Origin of the sequence: Neisseria lisongii (assembly GCF_028463985.1) — a bacterium.
Classification (GTDB): domain Bacteria; phylum Pseudomonadota; class Gammaproteobacteria; order Burkholderiales; family Neisseriaceae; genus Neisseria; species Neisseria lisongii.
This window is the reverse complement of the sequence record NZ_CP116766.1, coordinates 207,619-225,551: the sequence shown is the minus strand read 5'-3', so window position 1 is coordinate 225,551 and position 17,933 is coordinate 207,619. Positions and strand designations below refer to the sequence as shown.

Below are 17,933 nucleotides of genomic sequence, written 5' to 3'. Positions count from 1 at the left end.
CTGTTTTCAGACGGCCTGACAGTCAATCTTTCAGCCAAGCCGTCTGAAAACAGGTTTTATAGTGAAATAACCTCAAAGCACTACAGCGTTGGCTTCGCCTTGTATTGCTTTGGGGTTATTCCGCTATACATTTTGCCAAAAATCCCCAACCAAGGCGTAAGTTTCTGCAAAAGCCGCCCATGCCTGCGGCAAATTCAGGTAAACTGCGCGCTTTGGAAAATCGGTAAACTGCTTTTTCCGCCCGTTTTCTGCTTTCAAACCTTCTAGGAACACATCATGGCATTTGCCTCTCTGCTCACCCTATTGGACGACATTACCGCCGTTTTGGACGATGTGGCACTGATGACCAAAGTGGCCGCTAAGAAAACCGCCGGCGTGGTCGGCGATGATTTGGCGCTCAATGCCAATCAGGTTACCGGCGTTCCCACCGATCGGGAATTGCCGATTATTTGGGCGGTTGCCAAAGGCTCGCTGGTCAATAAACTGATACTCGTTCCCGCCGCCCTGTTGTTCTCGGCCTTTGCACCGGCGCTGATTACGCCGCTGTTGATGATCGGCGGCGCATATTTGTGTTTTGAAGGCGTGGAAAAAATCCTGCACAAACTGCTGCACCGCCATGAAAACAGCCGCACCGACCATCGCCCTGATGAATTGATAGACGAAAAAGCCAAAATCAGCGGTGCCATCCGCACCGATTTTATCCTGTCCGCCGAAATCATCATTATTGCACTGGGCGTGGTCAGCGAATACAGCATCACCACCCAATGCCTGACCATGGCCGCCATCGGCTTGGCGATGACGGTGTTGGTGTACGGCTTGGTCGGCATCATTGTCAAAATCGACGATTTCGGCCTGTATCTGATAAACAAAGGCCGTGCCGCCCGTGCTTTCGGCCAAAGCCTGATTGCCTTTATGCCGTGGTTTATGCGGCTGTTGAGCATAGTCGGCACACTGGCGATGTTTTTGGTCGGCGGCGGGCTGATTACCCATAATTTTGCGCCGCTGCACGACTGGCTGCACGCCGTCCATTGGGACGCAGGTTGGGCGGGACAAACCGCCAATCTCGCCGCCGGACTGCTGGTCGGTGCCGCCGTGTGTGCCGTTGTTCTACCGATTAGTGCCGCATTCGGCAAAAAACATTCGTCATAAACCAAACAGAAAGACACCGGGCGGCAAAGCAAGCCGCCGCAACCGCCCCGATTTAAAGTACCGAATATGATCCGTACCCTCAACCACTACTGGAAACACCCGCTGATTTACTGGCCGTCGGTAATCATCACCGCCGCCGCCACGCCGCTGACGTTTGCCCCTTATTACTGGTTTTGGCTGATGCCGCTGCTGTTTGCCGTTTTGATTCATCTGACCGAATTGCGCCCCGAACGCAGTTTTCAGACGGCCTACCTGTTCGGCCTTGTCGGCTATACCGCCCAGTTTTACTGGATTCACACCGCCCTGCACGACATTTCCGGCCTCTCCGACCTGTTTGCCTTGCCGCTGACCCTGTTGTTCCCCGCCTATCTGGCGCTCTACCCCGCCGCCTGTTTCTGGCTGCTGAAAAAATTCCACCTTCCCCGCAGCCTGAAAATCGGTTTGGCCTTGCCGGTATTGTGGACACTGACCGAATTTGCCCGCGAACGCTTCTTAACCGGCTTCGGCTGGGGCGCACTGGGCTACTCGCAAATCACCAAAGACAGCCCGCTCGCCGGTTTTGCCCCTTTGGGCGGCATACACTTGGTTACATTCACCACCGCCCTGATCGGCGCATGGCTGCTGCTGATGTTCGCCCGCAGCAAATCGCCGCAACGCCGCCTGATTCCGCTGTGCCTGTCGCTGCTGCTCTGCATTGTCGGCTACACCGCCCAAAACACCGAATTTACCCGCCCCGACGGCAGCACCCGCACCGTCGCTCTGATTCAGGGCAACATCGAACAAACGCTGAAATGGGACAGCGATCAAACCTTCCCCACCATTCAGAAATATTACGAACACATCGGCCGCACCACCGCCGATTTGGTGATTTTGCCCGAAACCGCCATTCCCGCAATGCGGCAAAATCTACCTGAAAACGTTTTAACCAACCTTGCCGACCAATCGCAAAAAAACGGCAGCGCATTGGCAGTCGGCATCGCCCAATACACGCCCGACGGCAACCATTATGAAAACGTCGTCATCAACCTGAGCAACTACAACAACAGCGCCAGCAACGAAATCCCGTATTACGCCAAAAACCACCTCGTGCCGTTTGGCGAATACAAACCGCTTCCTTTCATCACCGAACCGCTCTACCGTATGATGAACATGCCGCTTTCCGACATGAAAAAAGGCGGCGAAGGCCAAGCGCCGCTGCAGATGAAAGACCAAAAAGTCGCCTTCAACATCTGCTATGAAGACGGTTTCGGCGACGACTTAATCGCCACCGCCAAACAGTCCACCCTGCTCGCCAACAGCAGCAATATGGCATGGTATGGCGACTCCAATGCCATGTACCAACAGCAGCAGCAATCTCAGGCACGGGCAATGGAATTAGGACGTTATATGGTGCGTGCCACCAATACCGGCGCAACCTCCATCATCTCGCCACAAGGCAGCATCGTCGCCCAAGCCGAGCCGAACACCGAAACCGTGTTGGAAGGCCACATCAAAGGCTATACCGGCGAAACCCCGTATATGAAAATGGGCAGTTCGTGGCCGTTAATCGGCGCTCTCGCCGCCCTCGCCGCCCTGCTCTTCCTGCTCGGCAGATTTGCTCTGCACTTAACCAAAACCCAAACCGCCGGTCCGGCAGCGGAAGACGAAACCGAAGCAACAGAAAACTAAATGCAACACCCTGTTTTCAGACGGCCTGTCCCCAATCAGGCCGTCTGAAAATCAAAGCAAACCAATTCCCAATAAAATCAATTTATTATTTGTTAATTCTTTTTAAGTTATCCCCAAACATTTTTACCCTGTTCCCGCCGCCAAACGCTATACATTCATCAATGAATGTTTTATAATTACCCAATCCCGACAAAATTACTCAGATATTTTAAGCATCGCCAAACACACAATAAAAGCAACAAAACATCTCCATTTAAACACACCGGCGTCTGACACTACCCAAAACATCAAGAGCAATGCTATACTGCACCGTTCAAGCTGCAACAGCATCTCGACAGAGCCATTCTGAAAGGAAACCCACACTGATGAATCACGCTTTCGCATTACCGGCCGTCCACAGCGGCAACGGCAGCCTCGAGCAGTATATTCATACCGTCAATAATATTCCTATGCTGTCGGCCGAAGAAGAAACCCGACTGGCCGAGCGCCAGCAAAAAGGCGACCTCAACGCCGCCAAACAACTCATTCTTTCCCACCTGCGTGTCGTGGTTTCCATCGCACGGGGCTACGACGGCTACGGCCTCAACCAAGCCGACCTGATTCAGGAAGGCAATATCGGCCTGATGAAAGCCGTAAAACGCTACGAACCCAACCGCGGTGCACGCCTGTTTTCCTTTGCCGTGCATTGGATCAAAGCCGAAATCCACGAATTTATCCTGCGCAACTGGCGCTTGGTGCGTGTTGCCACCACCAAGCCGCAGCGCAAACTGTTTTTCAACCTGCGCAGCATGCGCAAAAACCTCAATGCCCTGTCGCCGAAAGAAGCGCAGGACATCGCCGACGATTTGGGTGTCAAACTTTCCGAAGTATTGGAAATGGAACAGCGCATGACCGGCCACGACATCGGCATTATGGCCGACAGCAGCGATGACGACGACAACTTCGCCCCCATCGACTGGCTCGCCGACCACGATGCTGAACCGACCCGCCAAATCGCCAAAAAAGCCCATTACACCCTGCAAACCGAAGGCCTGCAAAACGCCTTGGCGCAACTGGACGACCGCAGCCGCCGCATTGTCGAAAGCCGCTGGCTGCAGGACGACGGCGGTCTGACCCTACACGAATTGGCCGCCGAATACGGCGTTTCCGCCGAACGCATCCGCCAAATCGAAGCCAAAGCCATGCAGAAACTGCGGGGCTACCTGAGCGAAGAAAGCGAAGCCGTCGCTTAAAATTACCGCTTCCCGTCAGAGGCCGTCTGAAAACCGATTTTCAGACGGCCTCCGGCTTCAGCAGCATATAGCGGATTCATTTTAAAAGCATGACTGTGTTATAGCGGATTTAATTAATTTTCGATACAAGGCAGCAAGCCGCAGACAGTACAAGTAGTACGGCAAGGCGCAGCAACGCCGTAGCGAAAGTTAAGTTAATCCGCTATAGCTCGCCCGGCCGTATTATTCATACTGTCGGCGGCTCACCGCCTTGTCCTACTTTCAAATTGAATTCACGATAGTCTTTGCCCCTCAAAGATATATTTCAACGCCAACTTAGGCTATAATACGCACTCTATCGCTTTTCAACCCATTATCAGCCCACCATGCAACTTACCGCCGTCGGACTCAACCACCAAACCGCACCTTTAAGCATACGCGAAAGGCTGGCTTTTGCCGCTGCGGCGCTACCCGAAGCGGTCAGCAACCTGATTGGCAGCCGAGCGGCCAAAGAAGCCGTGATTCTCTCCACCTGCAACCGCACCGAACTTTACTGCGTCGGCGACAGCGAACACATCATCTCTTGGCTGGCCGAGTTCCACCAGCTTCCGATTGAAGAAATCCGCCCCTATCTCTACACGCTGGACAGCACCGACACCGTCCGCCACGCCTTCCGTGTGGCCTGCGGTCTGGATTCCATGGTATTGGGCGAACCGCAGATTTTGGGGCAGATTAAAGATGCCGTGCGCATCGCACAAGAGCAAGGCAGCCTCAACAGCCGGCTCAATTCCCTGTTTCAAAAAACCTTTTCCGTTGCCAAAGAAGTACGCACCGATACCTCGGTGGGTGAAAATTCGGTATCGATGGCATCGGCTTCGGTCAAAATGGCCGAACAGATTTTCCCCAATATTGCCGATTTAAACGTCCTTTTTATCGGCGCAGGCGAAATGATTGAATTGGTCGCCACTTACTTTGCCGCCAAATCGCCGAAACTGATTACCGTTGCCAACCGCACCCTACCCCGTGCGCAGGAATTGTGCGACAAACTGAGCGTACACGCCGAACCGTGCCTGCTCAACCGCCTTCCCGAAATCCTCCATGAATACGATGTGATTGTATCTTCCACCGCCAGCCAGCTCCCGCTGGTCGGCAAAGGCATGGTCGAACGTGCGCTCAAACAGCGTATGAATATGCCTGTTTTTCTGCTGGATTTGGCCGTACCGAGAGACATTGAAGCCGAAGTCGGCGATTTGAACGATGCCTATCTCTACACCGTGGACGACATGATGGGCATTGTCCAAAACGGCAAAGAAGCCCGCCAAAAAGCCGCCGCCTCCGCCGAAGCAATGGTAGAGGCCAAAGTCGGCGAATTTATCGAGTGGCAGAAAAGCCGGGAAAGCGTGCCGCTGATTCGGGCATTGAGAGACGAAGGCGAAAAAGCCCGCCGCCAAGTGTTGGAAAACGCCATGAAACAGCTGGCCAAAGGCACATCCGCCGAAGAAGTATTGGAACGCCTGTCGGTGCAGCTTACCAACAAACTGCTGCATTCCCCGACCCGCACCCTCAGTCAGGCAGGCTCGGCCGACAGCAATCTGGTGGAAGCTGTCGCCCAAATCTACCGCCTGGACCAACACGAGTAATCCGCATGAACTGCTTCCGCAAAACCCTGTGTTTTACCGCCGTTTTATCAGTACTGGCCGCCTGCGGCTCGTTTGCCTCGCAATACCTGCTGGGCATGAACCCCTGCGTCTTGTGCATTTTGCAGCGGCTCGCCGTATTGGCAGTCGGCCTTGCCGCCCTGCTGACGGCATTCAACCGCCAACGCAGCGCCTGCGTCCGCACCTTCAGCGCCCTGCTGCTGATTGCCCCCGCCGCCGCCGGTGCCGGTGTGGCCGCCTATCAATTATGGCTGCAAAGCCTTCCCCCCGGCACCGCCCCCGCCTGCGGCGCGCCGTGGACCTTCCGCCTGCGCAACTGGCCGCTGTTTGACTATTGGGAATTTGTGGTGCGTGGCTTCGGCGATTGCGCCGTCCCCGACTATTTCCTCGGCATCGCTTTACCGGTATGGAGCATCGCCTATTTCGGCTTCGTAATTGCCTTGGTGGCTTTTGCTTGGTGGAAAAGCCGCCGCTGCTAAACCTCTAAACCGAAGGCCGTCTGAAAACACGATTTTCAGACGGCCTTCGGTTAGACATGAAACAAATCCCAAGTAAATTTCCCGATCATCAAACACAGCAGCACCATAAACCCGACCCGCAAAAAGCGTGTGCCGCAGCGGATGGCTACTTTAGCGCCGATAAAACTCCCGAACAGATTGGCCGCCGCCAGCGGCAGCGCCCATGCCCACACCACATGGCCGTGGGGAATAAAAAACGCCAGCGCCGCCAGATTGGTGGTCGAATTAATCACCTTGGCCGAAGCGTTCGCCGCCAGAAAATCGTAGCCGTAAAAACGGACGAACACAAACGCCAGCAGGCTTCCCGTTCCCGGCCCGAAAATGCCGTCGTAAAAACCGATTAATGCGCCGAAAAACAGTCCCCAGCGTTTTTCGCTGCGGCTTAAAGGCTCGGTGCGCACCAACTGTCCCAAATCTTTTTTCAGAAACGTGTAACAACACATCGCCACCATAATCACCAGCATCAACGGTTTTAAATACTGCACCGGAAAATACGCCACCGACTTTGCGCCAAAATAAGAGGCGGCAAACGCCAACACCGCCGCCGGTAACAGCATGCCCCACGGCATCACGGTGCGCCGCACATATTGCTGCGTCGCCATTGCCGTTCCCGAAAACGAAGCCACTTTGCCCACGCCCAACACCGTCGCCACCGGCGTGGACGAGGGCAACAGGTTAAACAGCCCCGGAATCTGCAGCAGCCCGCCGCCGCCAATCGCCGCATCCATCAAACCGGCCAGAAAGCCGATTACCAGCAAACCGTAAATCATCTCATCCATTTTGTTCTCCGATTGTTTGGCGGTATTGTACAGCGAACATCGATAAAGTACGACAGATACTCAAATAGAATGCCGTCTGAAAACAGCGTTTTTAGACGGCATGATTTCGGCTGCGGTTTAATACAGAATGCTTGCCGCAGCCCGATTCAGCCCCTGTTCCAAAGATTCGACCATGGCCGTGTAGCCGTCGCCCTGCTGCGGCGTGCGGATTAGGAAAGGCGTGCTGCGGCCGTCGGGCCATTGGGCGTAGCCACCGACTTGGGTTTCGCCAGTGTAGCTTCCATTAAACGATTCGATATAGACGGTCAGCGTTTTGCTGCTTTGGCTGCGTCCGGCGGGAACAAAGAGATAGCGGCTGTCCAAGCGGTTGAGTTTGTTGCTCAGGCTGGCCGCTAAGGCTTCGTTCAGAGATGCCGCCCATAAATGGTTGCGGGCGAAATTGATGTGGTAGGCATCGGTTTGGTACACCAGCCCGCCGTTGTTGAGCGGCTCGGCGAGTATCACTTTTAATGCCAGCTCTTCGCTGCGGGCGGCGGGTTTGCTGTATTGGCTGTCGGGCAAAACAAAATACTGGGGCGCTGGTGTGGCGCAGGCGGCGAGCAGCAAGGCGGCTGCGGCGGCTGTCAGGCGGCGCATTATCGGCTTCCTTTCGGGATCGGGTCTTGAATGCGGCTGTTGAAAATCAGTGCATTCGGTTTTTCTTTCAAGGTATTGACCAAAGGCTGCACGTCTTGCAGCGTTTTGTCCAAGCTGTTGAGCGTATTTTGAACGTCTCGGTAAACCGGCGACTGTGGCGACACGCCTTGCAGGGTTTGGCGCAATTCTTTCAAGGTTTGGTTCAACTCGTTGGGAATGTTTTGGGTTTGCGGACGGCTTACCAAAGTATTGACCGAACGCAGGGTAGTGTCGGCGGATTTCAGGGTGTTTTTCAGTTCCGCCAGCGAGCCGTTTAATCCGGCAACGGTTTGTTCCAGCGGCAATTTGTTGAATTTCGCCAGCAAATCGCCCAGCTGCGCCTGCAAGTCGTCCAAGCCGCCGTTTTGGGTGGCAATCACGGTATGGCCGCCGTACACGCCGTACGGTTTGAGTTTGGGCGACGCACCCGCATGGTCGGTCAGTTCAATCATTTTGCTGCCGGTCAAAAGGTTATTGCTGGCAATCACGGCGCTGAGGCCTCGGTTTAAGGCCGTCTGAAACTGCTGTTCCCAATGGGCTTTGCTTTGGGTTTCGGCATTGATTTCCAAACGGGACGGCTCGATGCGGATACGCACCGGCACCATGCCGTCTGAAAACAGCTTCAAGCTGGCGTTGCGCTCGAAATAAGGCACATCCGACACCACGCCGACATTGATGCCTTTGTATTCCACCGGTGCGCCGACCGCCAAGCCCCGTACCGACTGTTTGAAAAAGGCGGTGTAATACAGCGAACGTTCGTCAGGAAGATTGACCACTTCACTGCGGCTGCCGTAAAGCGTAAACTGCGCTTCGTTTTCCACTTGGCGGCTGTCGGCTTTGGGGTTGGAATCAAACGAAATCGCACCGGAAAGCAGTGCCGGCAACGGCGGCGAATTGAGCTGGATGCCGCTGCCCGATGTTTCCACGCTCAAACCGCTGTCGAGCCAGAAACGGCTGTCGGAACGGATCAGTTTATCGTTGGGGCTTTGGATAAAAATGGTGTAGTGAACCGTTTGGTCGCTCGGCTCGAATCGGGCGGATTCGATTTGGCCGACCATAAAGTTTTCGTATAAAACCGGGCTGCCCACGCCGAGGATTTTGTCGTTTTTGCCGACCAGTTTCAGCCGCACGCCGCTTTGGCCGATGGCGGCAATCGGCGGAATATCCTGCACTTCAAACACATCTTTCACCGCCTCGCCCGTTCCCGGTGTAAACGCAATATACGAGCCGGAGAGCAGCGTCCCCAAGCCGGTTACGCCGCTTTGGTCGATACGGGGTTTCACCACCCAAAACTGGGTGTCGCTGCGCATCATTTCCTTGGCATCGGCATTGAGCTGGGCGGTTACTTCCACACCTTTTCGGTCTTCCCGGAGTTTGATTTTGGTCACCCGGCCGACATCGACGCTCAATACTTTAATCACCGTATTATTGACTTCGATACCCTCGGCGCTGTCCATCAGCAGCGTGATTTTCGGACCGGTGTTGCGGATATGTTTCACCGCCAGCCAGCCGCCGGCCGCCAGCGCAATCAGCGGCACAATCCAGACCACCGAAGTAAAAACATTGGTTTTACGGGTGCGTGCCGTTTTGACCGGCACGGCTTTGTTTGCTTTATCGTTCATCGTGTTTTATGCCGTCTGAAATCTTGTCCCAAATCAGGCGAGGGTCGAAAAAATAGGCGGAAAGCATGGTCAGCAATACCACCAGACAGAAATAAACCGCCGCCTCGCCCGGCACGACCCGTGCCAGATTGGTGTGAAACGCACTCATCAAAATAATAATCACAAAAATATCAATCATCGACCACCGCCCCACCGCCTCGGTAATCCGATACAGGCGGGACATTTTGCCGCCATCGAGCGGCGGTTTGAAATAAGCGGACGCAATCAACACCGCCATCGCAATCAGTTTCAACACCGGCACCATAATGCTGGCGCTGAAAATAATCGCCGCAATCAGCTTGTCGCCGTCGTTCCACATATACACAATGCCGTTGAAAATGGTATTGACCTGCAGATTGGTCGGATTGGACGAAATCATAATCGGCAACAGATTTGCCGGCACATAAAGAATCGCCGCCGTCAGCAGAAATGCCGACGACAGGCGCAGACTGTGCGGGCGGCGGCGGTATAAATCCGCACCGCACACCCCGCAGGTTTCCTCATCTTTATCACGGAAATACAGACAGCGGCTGCAGCAGATTTTATCTTCAGAAGCCTCTTGAACGGCATTGTTGCCCAAAATCTGATGAATTTGATAATACACCCAATGCTGCGGAATCGACACCGAAGTACGTATCAACATCACGCCCAAACCCAACATCAGATAAAATGCCGGCCCGAACGTAACCTGCGCCACCGCCGAAAGTTTGATATACGCCACCAGCGTAGAAATAAAAAACACATCGACCATCATCCAATGCCGCAGCCGCACCAGCAGACGGGTCGCCCGCAACAGGCCGGGCAGCATCAGATTGCGGATTAAGGCAGTGTACACATACACGCACAACAGCAAAAACAGCAGCGGCGTGCCGAATGTCAAAACAAACATCACATCCGCCAAAAAACCGAAATCCTGCGCAATCAGCAGCCGCATCATTTCCGGCAGCGACAAAATCGATGCCACACCCGCCATTTCCACCTGCACAAACATCATGCCGCTGACAAACGCCAGCAGAATCAGCGAAGCAACGGCATACGCTAGCGGCGCAACATAAGGATTGTCCTCCACCTGCACCACCTCATGCCCGCACGCCGGACAAAACGCCTCCCGCCCCTGTTTCAAAGGAGGAATAGCGATACGGGTACCGCAATCGGGACAGTCCACCGTATGCGCCGGCAACACCGCATCATCACGGTAAGCCTTCACCCGCCAGCGGGATAAAGTGTTGGCAATCCAATTCATAAAATAACAATTCCGGCACTCGAAACAGCGCCGCAAGGCCGTCTGAAAATGCGTCCGGCACATATTCCGGACGCAATAGCGTGAATTTACAATAGAGCAAGTATTCGGGCGGCTATTATAATGGAAAAAACCTTAAGAAATACACGGCGGAATGTAAATTTAAACATTAATACAGGCAGATGCCGTCTGAAAACCCAATTTTCAGACGGCATAGTTCACCTGCAAAGGCATAATTCCCCGTTGTTCAAATGCGGTATGGGCGGCGAGTTCGTTCAGGCGGCGGCAGATGGTTTGGGTAACGGCTTCCGCCTGTTCGAGGTGTTGCGCCGTCAAATTCGGGTTTTGTATGCCGAACAGGGCGGAATCGAGCAGTTTTTCAGCGTGGATACCGGGGCGGTAGATGTGGTGGACGGCGGCATCTTGTTCGGAAAACAGTGTTCCGACCACGCTGCTGCGGGTCAGGGCGATGCCCAATGCGGCATCTTCGCCGCCGAAGCGGCGGAACAGTTCGTCTTGCGGGAAGCCGCCGCAGGCGAGAAACAGGCTGCGGCGGCAGACCATATTGCCGCCGACGGTCATTTCCAAACGCCGCCATGCTTCGGCAAAACCGCTGTGTGCCAAATAATGTTCGGGGAAACCGACCGGTTGCAATTTTAACCGCACAGCACCCAAGTAGCCGAATTGCGCCAATGAATGATAGGCGGCACTCAATACGCTGGGTTCGTACACATCGTCTGCGTCCAAAAATGCCATAAAATCGGCCTGACTTTGCAATGCGCCCCAATTTCGGGCTTTGGCTGCGCCGCCGTTTTGCGCCAGATATTCGCAGCGAACTTGCGGATAGTGTGCCGCCAGTTGCGCCATAACACTGCGGGTAGCGTCTTGCGAAGCGTCGTCCACCAGCCAGATGGTTGCGACTGTCGATTGCGCCGCCGCCGAAGCCACCGCCTGAGGCAGCGTGGCTTCGGCGTTGTAACAAGGGATCACGACATCTAATTTCGGAGGCATCAGGTCTTCCGTTTCAATATCGAAGTATTCAACCGAACAGCCATGCGGCGCTATGCAGCACCAGCATGGTCATCAGGGCAGCGATAATGTCGTCCAGCATAATGCCGAAACCGCCGTGTACCCGCCGGTCAAACCATTTAATCGGCCACGGTTTGGCGGCATCGAAAATCCGAAACAAGACAAACGCCGCCAGCCACCACGACCATTTAAACGGCACGCAGGCGAGTATCAGCCACATGGCGACCATTTCGTCCCACACGATGCCGCCGTAGTCCTGAATACCCAGTTCCCGCTCGGCACGGTTGCAAATGCCGATACCGAGAATAAACAGCAGCATGCTCACTATTGCCAGCAATCCGCCGGAAATGCCGCATAAATGGGCAACAAAGGCAATCGGCAACGCCGCCAGCGTGCCGAATGTACCGGGGGCTTTCGGTGCCAAGCCGCTCCCGAAGCCGAATGCCAGCAGACACTGCGGCCGCTGGCGCAACCATGAGAAAGTCGGTTTAAATGGAGTCAAAATGATCAAATCCTGTATTCGTTAATTGAATTTCGCTATCGTCATCGGCCGAACGGGTGATTTTCAGACGGCCTGTTTCGGTAATAATGCCGATTCTGCTGACCGGCGTATTGCTGCGTTGTGCCGCTTCCAAAATGGCACGGCGTTGCTCGGCGGGTGCGGTAAACACCAGCTCGTAATCATCGCCGCCCGCCAACACACAAGCTTGCCATTGGGCTTCGGGCAACAGCGTTTTTAATTCAGGCAAGGTCGGCAAAGCGTCCAGCCACACTGTTGCGCCCACACCCGAAGCCTGCAGAATATGCCCGAGGTCTTGGGCAAGGCCGTCTGAAATATCTAAAGCGGCACGGGCAAACGGCAACACGGCTTGCCCTAACGCCACACGGGGAAACGGCCGCAGTAGCGCCTGTTCGCAAACGGCAAACACCGCCGGCGGCAATTCGCACTTTTTCAGACGGCATTGCAACGCCGCCGCCGCCAAGCCGATTCTACCGCTGACCCAAATATCGTCCCCCGCCTGCGCCGCATGTCGCTGCAAGCCTTGCCCCTGCGGTAACTCTCCGGCAATCGTAACATTAAACACCAAATCGCCCCGTGTGGTATCGCCGCCAATCAGTGTAACCCCGAAACGCTGCGCCAAGGCAAACAGACTGTCGCAAAAACGCTGCAGCCAATCGGCTTCCAATTCTGGCAAACCGGCGCTGAGCAGCGCCCAGCGAGGCACTGCACCCATCGCCGCCATATCGGAAATATTGACCGCCAACACTTTCCACGCTAAATCTTCAGGCGAAACATCGGCAAAAAAATGGACGTTTTTCAGCAGCATATCGCTGCTGAAACACAAATCGAAGCCGCTGCGGGGTCGGACAATCGCCGCATCATCGCCGATACCCAACACCACATCAGCATCGTTTTGCTGTTTTAAATAACGCCGGATAAAATCAAATTCCGTCATCGTTTATCCTTTCCGAAAGCCGGTTATCATACCAGCCGATAAAGCAGGCGTGAAGTTTTGCCCTGTTGCGAATACATCTCCACCCAACAAAAAATCCCCGCAAAAGCGGGGATTTTTCACAAACCTGATTAAGGTTTAGCGTAACCGTGTACGCCGTTGTATGGAGAAGGAATCCAACCTTCATCAACAGCAGGACGCTCGCCTTGGCCTTCAACAGATTGACCCGGAGCAACTTGGCGGGTTACCACGCTGCGGATTTTCACATCTACACGACGGTCAGGCTCGATACATGCGATCAGAGCAGCACGTTTCTTAGCTTTAGAAACTTTTTTACCCAGTTGGGCAACTTCGGCTTCACAAGCAGCAGTCATGCGTGCTTGAGATTCACCCAAACCTACAGCAGAGATTTTGCTTGAAGGTACGCCTTGAGCCACCAAGTAGTTGGCTACAACATTGGCACGACGCTCAGACAGGGCTTGGTTGTACTCGTCAGAACCCATAAAGTCGGTGTGGCCTTCAACACGTACAGTTTGTACTTTAACATCGCTCAAACGTTGAGCCAAAGTATTCAGGTTCTCTTGAGCTTCTACACGCAGAGCGTCTTTGTCGAAGCCGAACAGAGTTTTAGAAGACAGAGATACGGTTTCTTCAACGTACTCAGGAGCTTGCTCAACAGCAGCAACGGCTTCACGGTCGCCACATTCGATACGGCCTTGAGAGGCTTTGTCGAAGTATGTGTTTTTCCAGCACTCGCCGTAGTTGTTGCGAACAACTTCTTGAGATTTGCTGCTTACGGTGTAACCGTGTTTGGTATGTGCTTCACTTGCCATTGCAGTACCAGATGCAACCAAGGCAACAAACAATGCGCTTAATTTCAGCTGTTTGGTCATTTTATTCCCTCATCAAAATTTATTATGCAACGGATACTGAAGGCAACCGCCGCAAATTACCAATATACAGGCCGCATATAAAATGTCGGCAAATCGGATATGTCGGATTACACTATAAAGAAGCAAGGGGCAAACGTCAAGACTGAATGCCTCTGAACCACTCTCCGACCGTCTGCTTCCTCAGCGTTAATCATGCCGAAAAATCAACGCCGTGTCATTTATTTAAGCGGAAATTGCCGCTCTGCTGCCATTCTCGTTGTACAAAAACAACATTAGCTTTTTCAGACGGCCTACCGCCTATCAAACCGTACGGATAATTTTTTTAAAAACAAAAATTTAATCCATTAATTATCGCAACCGGCGCAGAAGCGGGGAAAATATGCTAAATTAGACACCGTTTTGTCGCATAAAACCCACACCGATTATTATGAAATTACAACAGCTCCGCTACGCCCTCGAAGTTTACCGCCACAACCTTAATGTATCGGAGGCGGCGGAGGCGCTGTTTACTTCGCAACCGGGCATTTCCAAGCAAATCCGGCTTTTGGAAGAAGAATTGGGCATTCAGATTTTTATCCGCAGCGGCAAGCGGGTGGTATCGGTTTCGCAACCGGGCAAGGCGGTGTTGGAAATTTCTGAACGGATTTTGCGTGATGTGCAAAACATTAAAAACATCGGTAGCGAATTTACCGACCACGACAGCGGCTCGCTGGCGGTTGCCGCCACGCATACGCAGGCACGTTATATCTTACCGGCGGTGGTGGCGGCGTTTGTCAAACGTTATCCCAAGGTAAATCTGACCGTCAAACAGGGTAGCCCGTCGGCGGTGGCGCAGATGGTCGGTAATAATGAGGCGGATTTGGCCATCATCACCGAAAGCGTGGAAATCCACCCCGAACTGCGCAAACTGCCTTGCGGCGAGTGGGGACACGCCGTTATCGTGCCGCACGACCACCCACTGCTTGAGTGCCGAAATCCTTTGAAAATCGAAGATTTGGCAACATTTCCGCTGATTATGCACGAATTCGGCTTTCATCCGCAGAGCAATATCTCCCGTGCATTTCAAAAAGCACGCCTGCCTTTGCCGGAAAAAATGTTGTCGGCGGACGATACTGATGTGTTGAAAACCTATGTCAAACTGGGTTTGGGGGTCGGCATTATCGAGAAAATCGCTTACGACCCAACTATCGATGCCGATTTGCAGCTGGTCGATGCCGGCCATTTGTTTGATGCTTCGCCGATTTGGGTGGCGGTGCGTGCAGATACCTATCTGCGCGGCTATGCTTATGATTTCATCAATATGTTTGCGCCGAAACTGACCCGTGAAACGATTGACCGTATGCTGTATGCGCCGATTGAAGAGGATTTCTCGATTTAATATCCGGTTTGATGTTAAGAGGCCGTCTGAAAACCGTAGGTTTCGCTAAAACGGGTAATGCGAGTTTCTGCGAAGCTAAATCAGGTTTTCAGACGGCCTTGGTGATTTATCCGACACTAAAAAACAGCAGCATTCCGCTGCTGTTTTTGTATTCCAAATCTTGTCTTAAATCGCCTGCGTACATCCGGACACGATTTTTTTCAGCGCCTGCGGGTCGAGGATTTTAATGTGTTTGTGTTCCACCGAAATCAAGCCTTCGTTATGGAACTTGGACAATGTGCGGCTGACGGTTTCCAGTTTCAGGCCCAGATAACTGCCGATTTCTTCACGGGACATTCTCAAGACAAATTCATTAGCGGCAAAGCCACGGGAATACAAGCGGTTGGACAGGTTCAGCAGAAATGCGGTCAGCCGCTCTTCGGCACGCATATTGCCCAACAGCAGCATTACGCCCTGATCTCGGACGATTTCCCTGCTCATCAGACGGAAAAAATGGGTTTGCAGGCTGGGGATATTTTGACCCAACTCTTCCATATGGGCAAACGGCAGCTCGCACACTTCACTGTCTTCCAGCGCCACCGCATCGCAGCTGTGGACATGCGAACAAATGCCGTCCATACCGATCAGTTCGCCCGACATAAAAAAGCCGGTTACCTGATCCCGACCGTCCTGACTGGCAACGGTGGTTTTGAAAAAGCCCGCACGAATGGCAAACAGCGAGGTAAACGGCTCGCCGGCACGAAACAGGTATTCACCCTTTTTCAGACGTCGGCTTTGGCGGATAACGGCATCGAGTTGCGAAAACTCGCCGGGCAGCAGGCCGACAGGCAGGCAAAGCTCACGCAGCGAACACGTTGAGCAGAGTGCTTTCATCTGAGACGGAGGGTTGTGAGCGGTCATAACGCAGAATACCTTTTTTCTAAACTTCTTGCAGCGGCTGATTGAAGTAGCGGCCCGAAAGCGGGCATACCCCGTTTGAAGGGAACTTATCCATGATTGACATACATCAATGCAGGTTTACCATAATATGGTAGTGTGGCATTCTATCAAATTATCTGCTTTTTTACTAATCCCTTCATTAACACACACTGCTTTTTATAATATGAAAATCATTACCATCAAAAACAGCGAACAACCCGAGTTCGACCGCGACCTGATTGCCAGCCTGCCCCAAAGCGGCCCCCGCTATACTTCATACCCTACCGCCGACCGTTTCCACAGCGGCTTTGACGAAGAAAAATACCGCCACGCTCTGAGCTTGCGCAACTTAGGGGCTTTAAACAAGCCCCTTTCGCTTTATATCCACATTCCTTTTTGCAACACCATCTGCTACTACTGCGGCTGCAACAAAATCATCACCAAAGACAAATCCCGTGCCGATGCCTATATCGAGTATCTCGAAAAAGAAATGGCACTGCTTGCGCCGCACCTCAACGGCCGGCAAAAACTGGCGCAACTGCATTTCGGCGGCGGCACGCCCACTTTTTTGAGCGACGACCAGCTCGAACGGGTTTTCGCCATGATCCGCACCTACTTCGAGCTGATTCCCAACGGCGAATACTCCATCGAAATCGACCCCCGCAAAGTCAGCCGGGAAACCGTGCTGCATTTGGGCAAACTCGGCTTCAACCGCATGAGCGTGGGCATTCAGGATTTCGATCCCAAAGTTCAAGAAGCCGTGAACCGCATTCAGAGTTTTGAAGAAACCAAAGAAGTGATTGATGCCGCCCGCGAAGCCGGTTTCAAATCCGTGAGTGTCGATTTGATTTATGGCCTGCCGCACCAGTCGGTCGAAAGCATCAAAACCACCATCGACACCGTATTGAGCCTCGACCCCGACCGGCTCGCCCTCTACCACTACGCCCACCTGCCGCACATTTTCAAACCGCAGCGCCGCATCGACACCGCCGCCGTTCCCGGTAGCGAAGAAAAACTCGATATGCTGCAATACTGCGTACAAACCCTGACCGAGCGCGGCTATGTCTTTATCGGCATGGACCATTTCGCCAAACCCGACGACGAGCTTTCCATCGCCCTCAGAGAAGGCTGGCTGCAACGCAACTTCCAAGGTTATTCGACTTATGCCGACTGCGATTTGGTGGCCATCGGCGTATCCAGTATCGGCAAAATCGGTAGTACCTACGCCCAAAACGAGCGGGACATCGATGCCTACTACGCCGCCATCGACGCAGGCCGCCTACCCGTTATGCGGGGCTACCAGCTCAACCAAGACGACATCTTGCGCCGCAACATCATTCAAGACCTGATGTGCCGCTTCGTACTGGATTTTTCCCTGTACGAAGATATGTTCGGCATCCCGTTTCCCGTTTATTTCAAAGACGAACTCGCCGATTTGCAGCAGATGGCGGAATTGGGACTGGTGCAGCTCAAAGCCAACGGCCTGCAGGTTACGCCCAAAGGCCGCTTCCTAATCCGCAATATTGCAATGGTGTTCGACTACCACCTGCGGCATAAAGAAACCACCGCCAAATATTCGCAAACGGTTTAGATAAAACCGAAACGATGATGCCGTCTGAAAACCCGATTTTCAGACGGCATTGATACATCAGACAGATATTTTCGGTTTGTCTTTTTTACCGATTCTGCTATAGTGAATTTA

The 17,933-nt window shown here is 53.4% G+C and carries 16 protein-coding genes; 7 read left to right on the top strand and 9 right to left on the bottom strand.

Translation table 11 applies throughout. The annotated features are described in order from the left end of the window. Positions 1-276 precede the first annotated feature (276 nt). The 5 genes from PJU73_RS01080 (at position 277) to PJU73_RS01060 (ending at position 6,165) form a co-directional block, all read left to right on the top strand. The gene (locus PJU73_RS01080) at positions 277-1,149 is read left to right on the top strand and encodes a DUF808 domain-containing protein (RefSeq protein WP_237091048.1); all 873 of its coding nucleotides are present in this window, start codon (positions 277-279) and stop codon (positions 1,147-1,149) included. Between the two features lie 66 nt (positions 1,150-1,215). Further along, positions 1,216-2,817, top strand: a complete 1,602-nt coding sequence (gene lnt, locus PJU73_RS01075; protein WP_237091047.1) for an apolipoprotein N-acyltransferase — start codon at positions 1,216-1,218, stop codon at positions 2,815-2,817. Between the two features lie 365 nt (positions 2,818-3,182). After that, entirely contained in the window at positions 3,183-4,049 is an 867-nt protein-coding gene (gene rpoH, locus PJU73_RS01070; protein WP_237091046.1) for an RNA polymerase sigma factor RpoH, read from the top strand. A 365-nt stretch (positions 4,050-4,414) separates the two neighbouring features. Beyond that, on the top strand, positions 4,415-5,668 hold the full coding sequence (gene hemA, locus PJU73_RS01065) for a glutamyl-tRNA reductase (protein WP_237091045.1): 1,254 nt from the start codon (positions 4,415-4,417) through the stop codon (positions 5,666-5,668). A 5-nt stretch (positions 5,669-5,673) separates the two neighbouring features. Then, complete coding sequence (locus PJU73_RS01060) at positions 5,674-6,165, top strand: disulfide bond formation protein B (RefSeq protein ID WP_237091044.1); 492 nt, start codon at positions 5,674-5,676, stop codon at positions 6,163-6,165. Positions 6,166-6,215: 50 nt separating this feature from the next. On the opposite strand, the gene PJU73_RS01055 is transcribed toward PJU73_RS01060, so the two are convergent. The 8 genes from PJU73_RS01055 to PJU73_RS01020 all read right to left on the bottom strand — a co-directional run bounded on the left by PJU73_RS01055 (position 6,216) and on the right by PJU73_RS01020 (position 13,935). Continuing rightward, complete coding sequence (locus PJU73_RS01055; protein WP_237091043.1) at positions 6,216-6,983, bottom strand: sulfite exporter TauE/SafE family protein; 768 nt, start codon at positions 6,981-6,983, stop codon at positions 6,216-6,218. Between the two features lie 117 nt (positions 6,984-7,100). Next, positions 7,101-7,619, bottom strand: a complete 519-nt coding sequence (locus PJU73_RS01050; protein ID WP_237091042.1) for a PqiC family protein — start codon at positions 7,617-7,619, stop codon at positions 7,101-7,103. Beyond that, a complete protein-coding gene (gene pqiB, locus PJU73_RS01045) occupies positions 7,619-9,280 on the bottom strand; it encodes an intermembrane transport protein PqiB (protein ID WP_237091041.1) in 1,662 nt (553 codons plus the stop codon). The genes PJU73_RS01050 and pqiB overlap by 1 nt, the downstream gene beginning before the upstream one ends. Further along, complete coding sequence (locus tag PJU73_RS01040; RefSeq protein WP_237091040.1) at positions 9,270-10,562, bottom strand: paraquat-inducible protein A; 1,293 nt, start codon at positions 10,560-10,562, stop codon at positions 9,270-9,272. The genes pqiB and PJU73_RS01040 overlap by 11 nt, the downstream gene beginning before the upstream one ends. A 201-nt stretch (positions 10,563-10,763) precedes the next feature. After that, complete coding sequence (locus PJU73_RS01035; RefSeq protein WP_237091039.1) at positions 10,764-11,570, bottom strand: glycosyltransferase family 2 protein; 807 nt, start codon at positions 11,568-11,570, stop codon at positions 10,764-10,766. 28 nt (positions 11,571-11,598) lie between these two features. Next, positions 11,599-12,090, bottom strand: a complete 492-nt coding sequence (locus PJU73_RS01030; protein ID WP_237091038.1) for a phosphatidylglycerophosphatase A family protein — start codon at positions 12,088-12,090, stop codon at positions 11,599-11,601. Further along, positions 12,077-13,045, bottom strand: a complete 969-nt coding sequence (thiL, locus tag PJU73_RS01025) for a thiamine-phosphate kinase (RefSeq protein ID WP_237091037.1) — start codon at positions 13,043-13,045, stop codon at positions 12,077-12,079. The genes PJU73_RS01030 and thiL overlap by 14 nt, the downstream gene beginning before the upstream one ends. Before the next feature lie 128 nt (positions 13,046-13,173). After that, on the bottom strand, positions 13,174-13,935 hold the full coding sequence (locus PJU73_RS01020) for a DUF561 domain-containing protein (protein ID WP_237091036.1): 762 nt from the start codon (positions 13,933-13,935) through the stop codon (positions 13,174-13,176). A 427-nt stretch (positions 13,936-14,362) separates the two neighbouring features. Here PJU73_RS01020 and PJU73_RS01015 point away from each other — a divergent pair, with 427 nt between their 5' ends. Continuing rightward, positions 14,363-15,313 (top strand): CysB family HTH-type transcriptional regulator, encoded by a 951-nt coding sequence (locus tag PJU73_RS01015; protein WP_237091035.1) that lies wholly within the window; start codon positions 14,363-14,365, stop codon positions 15,311-15,313. A 165-nt stretch (positions 15,314-15,478) separates the two neighbouring features. Here the strand turns inward: PJU73_RS01015 and fnr are convergent, their stop codons facing one another. Further along, on the bottom strand, positions 15,479-16,213 hold the full coding sequence (gene fnr, locus PJU73_RS01010; protein WP_237091034.1) for a fumarate/nitrate reduction transcriptional regulator Fnr: 735 nt from the start codon (positions 16,211-16,213) through the stop codon (positions 15,479-15,481). 202 nt (positions 16,214-16,415) lie between these two features. On the opposite strand from fnr, the gene hemN reads away from it, so the two are divergent. Next, positions 16,416-17,822 (top strand): oxygen-independent coproporphyrinogen III oxidase, encoded by a 1,407-nt coding sequence (hemN, locus tag PJU73_RS01005; RefSeq protein ID WP_237091033.1) that lies wholly within the window; start codon positions 16,416-16,418, stop codon positions 17,820-17,822. Positions 17,823-17,933 lie beyond the last annotated feature (111 nt).